The following is a 6,707-nucleotide window of genomic DNA, read 5'->3' as shown; positions in this document are numbered from 1 at the left end:
AGTTCTCCGGCGGCGGGCGCCCCTGCCACGTTCCGGCCCGCTACAGCGCCACGCCCAGCAGCGCGTCCACCGCGCGGGAGGCGAGGCCCGGGGCGCCGGTGTCGGTGCCGCCGGACGCGGACTGGGCGGCGGCCCAGCGGTCGACCGCGGTGAGGGCGCGGGGCGCGTCCAGGTCGTCGGCGAGGGCGTCACGGATCTCCTCGACGAGGGCGTCGGCCGACGGGCCGTCGGGTCGGGCGACCGCGGCCCGCCAGCGGGTCAAACGGTCCGCCGCCTCGGCCAGCACCGCGTCGGTCCACTCCCAGTCCGACCGGTAGTGGTGGGCGAGCAGGGCGAGCCGGATCGCGGCCGGGTCCACGCCCGCGCGGCGCAGCGTCGAGACGAAGACCAGGTTGCCCTTGGACTTGGACATCTTCTCGCCGTGCAGCGCGACCATCCCGGCGTGCACGTACGCCTTGGCGAACGGGTACTGGCCGGTCAGCACCTGGGCGTGCGAGGCGCCCATCTCGTGGTGCGGGAAGGCCAGGTCCGAGCCGCCGCCCTGGACGTCGAAGCCCATGCCGAGGTGGTCGAGGGCGATGGCGACGCACTCGATGTGCCAGCCGGGGCGGCCGGGCCCCAGGGACGCGCCGTCCCAGCTCGGTTCGCCGTCGCGGGCGGACAGCCACAGCAGCGGGTCGAGCGGGTTCTTCTTGCCCGGCCGGTCCGGGTCGCCGCCGCGCTCGGCGGACAGTCCGCGCATCGCCGCGGCGTCCAGACCGGACACCTTGCCGAACTCGGCGTCGGACTCGACCGAGAAGTAGACGTCGCCGTCCAGCTCGTACGCCGCCCCGGCCTCCCGCAGCCGCTCGATCAGCGGCACGATGCCCGGGATGGCCTCGACCGCGCCGATGTAGTGGGCCGGCGGCAGCATCCGCAGGGCGGTCATGTCCTCGCGGAACAGCGCGGTCTCGCGCTCGGCGAGCGCGGTCCAGTCGTCGCCGGTGTTCGCCGCCCGCTCCAGCAGCGGGTCGTCGACGTCGGTGACGTTCTGTACGTACTGCACCTGCCGCTTCGTGTCGAGCCACACGCGCTGCACCAGGTCGAACGCGTTGTACGTCGCCGCGTGGCCGATGTGGGTGGCGTCGTAGGGGGTGATGCCGCAGACGTAGATGCGGGCGACGGGGCCGGGGTCGACGGTCACCGGTCCACCGGTCGAGGTGTCGTGAAGACGGAGTACACGTCCGGTGCCGGGGAGGGCAGGGACGTCGGAAACGGGCCAGGCATGCATGCCATGAGGTTAACCGTGCTGGTGACGGGGAAACGAGCGCGGGTCTCAGACCGGCGGCCACGGGATCGACGGCCACTGCCCGCCGGGCACGGGATGCGCCCCGGTCTCCAGCAGCCGCCGCACCCTCGCCCGCAGTGCCGCCGTCTCCGCGGTGGTCAGCAGCTCCCCCAGCCGCTCCCCCAGCGACCCGTCCAGTTCCGCGGCGAGTTTCTCCAGTACGGTCACGGCCTCGGCGAGCAGCGGCTCGCCCGCCCATCCCCACAGCAGGGTGCGCAGCTTGTCGTCGGTGTGGAAGGTCACCCCGTGGTCGATGCCGTAGAGGCGGCCGTCCGCGGCGGGCAGCAGGTGGCCCCCCTTGCGGTCGGCGTTGTTGATGACGGCGTCCAGTACGGCGATCCGCCGCAGGCGTATGTCGTCGGCGTGCACCAGCAGCGCGGTGCGGTCCTCCTCCACCTGGGCCTCGGCGACCGCCTTCCAGCCGGGCGCGGGCTCGGCGTCCTCGGTGAGCGCGAGCAGCGCCCCGTCCTGGTCCCCCGCCGACTCGATCCAGAGCTGGACCATGCCCTGGCCGTACGGTCCGTCCCGCAGCACGGTGGGCGGCACCAGGCCCCACCCGGTGGCCTCGGACACCAGATAGGCGGCGAGCTCGCGCTGGGCCAGGGTGCCGTCGGGGAAGTCCCACAGCGGGCGCTCCCCCGCGACGGGTTTGTAGACGCAGGCCACGGTACGGCCCTCGTGCACGGTCTCGCAGTACAGCACGGCGTTGGAGGCTTCTCGGACCTGTCCTCGTACCGTCAGCTCACCGGTGGTGAGCACCTCCGGGCCGGGGCTGCCGTCGGGGTTCAGGCCGACCTCCGGTACCCGTTCTGACGCGGGCATACGTGTCCTTCCGGGTCCAGGGGGAGGCTGCACAGCGGGCAGGGCGGCCGGCCCGCGGAGACCACGTCGAGCGCCCGCTTGGCGAACGAGCGGGCCTGAGCACCGGTCAGCAGCACGCGCAGCAGCGGGGGGCCGTTCTCGTCGTCCTGGAGCAGGTCCTCCTCGGCGGCCTCCAGGTCCTCCTCGTCGTCACCGACCAGCTCGACCAGCGCCTGGGCCTCGATGACCATGCGCTCATGGGCGCCGTCCCAGGCCAGTGCCATGGTGCCGACCCGGAACTCCTCGTCGACGGGCACGTCGAGCGGCCCGGTGTCGGCGAGTTCGGTGGGGGCGACGGCCGGTACGGGGGCGCTGCCGCCGGTGCGCCGGACCACCTCGTCCAGCAACTCGTCGATCCGCTCGGCCAGTGCGGCCACCTGGGTCTTCTCCAGCGCGACGCTGGTGGTCCGGCCCTCGCCGGATGCCTGCAGGTAGAACGACCGCTGGCCCGGCTGGCCGACGGTCCCGGCCACGAAGCGGTCCGGCTGTTCGTAGAAGAAGACCTGGCGGGGCACGTCCTGCTCCGTTTGCTCGACTGATCGACTGATCGGCTGCTGGGGGGTGCGGTGGTGGTGCTGGGTGCTACGGGTGGTGCGCGGTCCGCGGCTGCGCTGCCGGTGACCCACCCTACTGCGGAAGCTGATCACGGGGCGCCGGTGGAGCCGCCCACCACCGCGTCGTGCGGGGCGCCCTCGACCTGCGGCTCGCGCGGGACGAGCGGGCTGAGGTCGCCGGTGTCGCCGAGCCGCAGCAGGAAGGGGCGGTGCGGGGTGTAGCGGATCACGGTGACCGAGCAGGGGTCGGTGCCGATCCGCTGGAAGAGGTCCAGGTGCATGCCGAGGGCGTCGGCGGCCAGGGCCTTGATGATGTCGCCGTGCGAGCAGAGCAGGTAGAGCGCGTCGGGGCCGTGCTCGGCCTCCACCGTCGCGTTCCACTCCCGTACCGCGTCCACCGCCCGGGCCTGCATCGCCCGCATCGACTCGCCGTGCTCGCCGGGGAAGACGGCGGCGGACGGGTGCCGCTGCACGGTGGCCCAGAGCGGTTCCTCGGCGAGTTCGCTCAGCTTGCGGCCGGTCCAGTCGCCGTAGTGGCACTCGCCGATCCGGTCGTCGGTGCGCAGCGTCAGATCGGGCCGGGTGTCGAGCAGCGGTCGTACGGTCTCCTGGCAGCGCTGCAACGGGCTGCTGACGACGACGGCCAGCGGCAGCGCGGAGAGCCGGGCGGCGAGCGCGGTGGCCTGGGCCCGGCCGGTGGCGTCCAGGGCGACGCCCGGACTCCACCCGGCCAGCACTCCGTCGGCGTTGGCGGTCGACCGGCCGTGCCGGACAAGGATCGCGGTGGGCATGCCCGCCACCGTAACCCTTCCGGGGTGCGGCCGTTGTGCTGGGTGACGGCCGTGGCGGGGAAGATCCCCCCGAGCCCCCACCACGGCCGCGGAATTTCCGTGATCCGCTGTCTCCGACGTCTCGTTGCCGTCCCACCCCCTGGGTAAGGTGCAGCAGGGGTCGAGGGGGCCTCCTGGAGTCGGGATCGCGAAGCAGGTGGAGATGTTCAGCAGGGCGACGAGGAGCCGTCCGCCGGCCGTGACCGGACCGGGTCCCGCGGGGGCGGACTGGTCACCCTACGCCCGCCTCGAGGACGCCGCGGGGGCGTACTTCCTCCACGCCGACGTCGCGCTGGACGCCATCGCCGGGGTGCTGGGCCGACGCCGGGTTCGCGGTTTCACGCTGGAGCGGGTGGTGGACCTGACGGAGGCGGGGGCCTCGGTCTGGCAGGAGGCCGCGGTCTGCGACGGACGGCGGCTGATCCTGTGGCACAGCGAGGAGTTGGCGGACGACGACGCGCCGGGCGGCACCGTACTGGACTCCTCGCTCCAGGTGCTGCCGCTGGACTCGTTCGGGCACGTGGGCATGCGGACGCTGGTCGGGCGGGACGAGCGGGGCCGGCGGGTCGACCGCGGGGTCTACCTGGTGCTGGCCACGGCGATGCCGCACGAGCTGTCCGCGGTGTCGGCCGACCCCGACGCGCCGCTGCCGGTCACGTCCGCGAAGTTCCGCCCGGAGGCGTTCCGCTTCAGCAAGTCGCTGGACGACGGCGGCGCCGGTCAGATAGCCCGGCTGATCGACTTCGGCCGTCTGCTGGGGCGGCTGGTCCCGGGCTGAGGGTCTGTCGAGCCGCCCCCGACCGCCGTTACGCCAGGCCCGCCCGCTCCAGTGCCGCGACGCCCGCGCGCAGGCCCGCGGTCCGCTCCTCCAGGGAGAAGCCGGCGGGAGCCAGGGTGAGGGTGGTCACGCCGGCCTCGGCGTACTCCCGCATCCGGTCGGCGATCCGCGCGACCGGGCCCAGCAGGCAGGTGGAGTCGATCAGTTCGCGCGGTACGGCCGCCGCGGCGCCCTCCTTGTCGCCTCCGAGGTACTTCTCCTGGATCTCCGCGGCCTCCTTCTCGTACCCCATGCGCCGCGCGAGCCGGTTGTAGAAGTTCTGCTCACGACTGCCCATGCCGCCGACGTAGAGCGCGGTGTACGGGCGGAAGAGGTCGGCGAGCGCCGGGACGTCGTCGCCGAGGGCCAGCGGCAGCGTCGGGCAGACGTCGAAGCCGTCCAGGGTCAGTCCGGCCTTCTCGCGGCCCGCCCTGAGATGCTGGAGCGCGGTCTCCTCCAGGTGGGCGGCGGAGGGGAAGATCAGCAGCGCGCCGTCGGCGATCTCGCCGGTCTGCTCCAGGTTCTTCGGGCCGATCGCGGCGATGTAGAGCGGGATGTGCTCGCGCTGCGGGTGCACGGTCAGCTTGATCGGCTTGCCGGGGCCGCCGGGCAGCGGCAGCGTCCAGTGCTCGCCCTGGTAGGTCAGCCGTTCGCGGGACATGGCCTTGCGGACGATCTCCACGTATTCGCGAGTACGGGAGAGCGGCTTGTCGAACCTGACGCCGTACCACCCCTCGGAGACCTGCGGGCCCGACACCCCCAGACCCAGGCGGAACCGGCCGCCGGACAGCGAGTCCAGTGTGGCGGCGGTCATCGCGGTCATCGCGGGGGTGCGCGCCGGAATCTGGAAGATGGCCGAGCCCACGTCGATCCGCTCGGTCTGCGCGGCGACCCAGGCCAGCACGGTGGGCGCGTCGGAGCCGTACGCCTCGGCGGCCCAGCACACCGAGTACCCCAGGCGGTCCGCCTCCCGCGCCACGGCGAGGTTGTCCGAGTCCATGCCCGCGCCCCAGTAGCCGAGGTTGATCCCGAGCCGCATACCGCTCCCCTTTACCGGCCAGTAACGTCATTGTCCCCACGGACTGTAGCGTCCGGGTGCGGCACCGGCGCCTGTCAGGTACGTCACTGCCGCCCATTCGGCCGGTGCGGGCGCTAGCCTCAGCGTCCATGGAGCATAGGCACCTCGGCCGCACCGGGTTGCGCGTGTCCCGGCTCGGGCTCGGCACGCTCACCTGGGGACGCGACACCGGCGAACGCGACGCCGCCGACCAGCTCAAGGCGTTCTGGGACGCGGGCGGCACGCTGGTCGACACGGCCGACGTGTACGCCGACGGCGGCGCCGAGTACCTGCTCGGGCGGATCGTCGAGGACCTGGTGCCGCGCGCCGACCTGGTGATCGCCACCAAGGCGGGCAGCGTGCCCGATCCCGACCGGCGGTTCGACACCTCGCGCGGTCACCTGCTGTCCGCGCTGGACGCGTCGCTCCAGCGGCTCGGCACGGACTACGTGGACCTGTGGCAGGTGCACGCCTTCGATCCGGGCACCCCGCTGGAGGAGACGCTTCAGGCCCTGGACATCGCGGTCAGCTCCGGACGGGCCCGGTACGTCGGAGTGTCCAACTTCTGCGGCTGGCAGCTCGCGAAGGCCGCGGCCTGGCAGCTGGCGGGGGCCGGCCGTACGCCGCTGGCCAGTACGCAGATGGAGTACTCGCTGCTCCAGCGCGGCGTGGAGCGGGAGGTGCTGCCCGCGGCCCTCGACCTCGGGGTCGGGCTGCTGCCCTCGTCCCCGCTGGGGCGCGGCGTCCTCACCGGGAAGTACCGCAACGGCACGCCGCCCGGCTCACGGGGCGGCTCGGAGGACATGGCGGCGTTCGTCGCCCCCTACCTCGACGAGACGGCGAGTCTCATCGTGGACGCGCTCGCGATAGCGGCCGACGGTCTGGCCGTCTCCCCGTTGCACGTCGCCCTGGCCTGGGTACGCGACCGTCCGGGAGTCTGTGCGCCCATCCTCGGCGCCCGCAACGCCGCGCAGCTCACGGCGGCTCTGTCAGTGGAGGCCCTTACGCTTCCGGAAGAGATCTGCCTGGCGCTGGACGACGTGTCGGCGCCACTGCACCGCTATCCGGACCACGACTGGACGACCCTGTGAGTCGTGGCTCCACCGCTCCACGGAGGCCCGCACTGTGACCGACCGCCCGCAGCCCGACCGCCCGCCGACGGGCACCGCCGCCGGGGCGGGCCGCACCGACCGCCCGGCGCGGCCCGCTCCCGGGGAGAACGGCACGCCCGCCGACAGCGGCGACCGCCGGCCGGGTCGGC

The 6,707-nt window shown here is 73.5% G+C and carries 7 protein-coding genes; 2 read left to right on the top strand and 5 right to left on the bottom strand.

Annotated elements, in window-relative coordinates:
• Positions 1-40: 40 nt before the first annotated feature.
• The 4 genes from mshC to VIW71_RS19260 all read right to left on the bottom strand — a co-directional run bounded on the left by mshC (position 41) and on the right by VIW71_RS19260 (position 3,533).
• Positions 41-1,270, bottom strand: coding sequence for a cysteine--1-D-myo-inosityl 2-amino-2-deoxy-alpha-D-glucopyranoside ligase (gene mshC / locus VIW71_RS19275; protein WP_331623595.1), 1,230 nt, complete (start codon positions 1,268-1,270; stop codon positions 41-43).
• A gap of 45 nt (positions 1,271-1,315) precedes the next feature.
• The gene (locus VIW71_RS19270; protein WP_331623594.1) at positions 1,316-2,149 is read right to left on the bottom strand and encodes an SCO1664 family protein; all 834 of its coding nucleotides are present in this window, start codon (positions 2,147-2,149) and stop codon (positions 1,316-1,318) included.
• Positions 2,113-2,703 (bottom strand): DUF3090 domain-containing protein, encoded by a 591-nt coding sequence (locus VIW71_RS19265; RefSeq protein ID WP_331623593.1) that lies wholly within the window; start codon positions 2,701-2,703, stop codon positions 2,113-2,115. The genes VIW71_RS19270 and VIW71_RS19265 overlap by 37 nt, the downstream gene beginning before the upstream one ends.
• Positions 2,704-2,831: 128 nt before the next feature.
• Positions 2,832-3,533 (bottom strand): histidine phosphatase family protein, encoded by a 702-nt coding sequence (locus VIW71_RS19260; RefSeq protein ID WP_331623592.1) that lies wholly within the window; start codon positions 3,531-3,533, stop codon positions 2,832-2,834.
• Between the two features lie 238 nt (positions 3,534-3,771).
• Here VIW71_RS19260 and VIW71_RS19255 point away from each other — a divergent pair, with 238 nt between their 5' ends.
• A complete protein-coding gene (locus tag VIW71_RS19255) occupies positions 3,772-4,350 on the top strand; it encodes a hypothetical protein (protein ID WP_331623591.1) in 579 nt (192 codons plus the stop codon).
• A gap of 28 nt (positions 4,351-4,378) precedes the next feature.
• Here the strand turns inward: VIW71_RS19255 and VIW71_RS19250 are convergent, their stop codons facing one another.
• Positions 4,379-5,428: an LLM class F420-dependent oxidoreductase gene (locus VIW71_RS19250; RefSeq protein ID WP_331623590.1), complete on the bottom strand. Its 1,050-nt coding sequence runs from the start codon at positions 5,426-5,428 to the stop codon at positions 4,379-4,381.
• Between the two features lie 128 nt (positions 5,429-5,556).
• Between VIW71_RS19250 and VIW71_RS19245 the strand changes: the two genes are divergently transcribed.
• Positions 5,557-6,537, top strand: coding sequence for an aldo/keto reductase (locus VIW71_RS19245; protein ID WP_331623589.1), 981 nt, complete (start codon positions 5,557-5,559; stop codon positions 6,535-6,537).
• Positions 6,538-6,707 lie beyond the last annotated feature (170 nt).

This window comes from Streptomyces sp. (assembly GCF_036524955.1).
Lineage (GTDB): Bacteria > Actinomycetota > Actinomycetes > Streptomycetales > Streptomycetaceae > Actinacidiphila.
The sequence above is the reverse complement of the archived record's forward strand: the minus strand, read 5'-3'. Positions and strand labels throughout refer to the sequence as shown.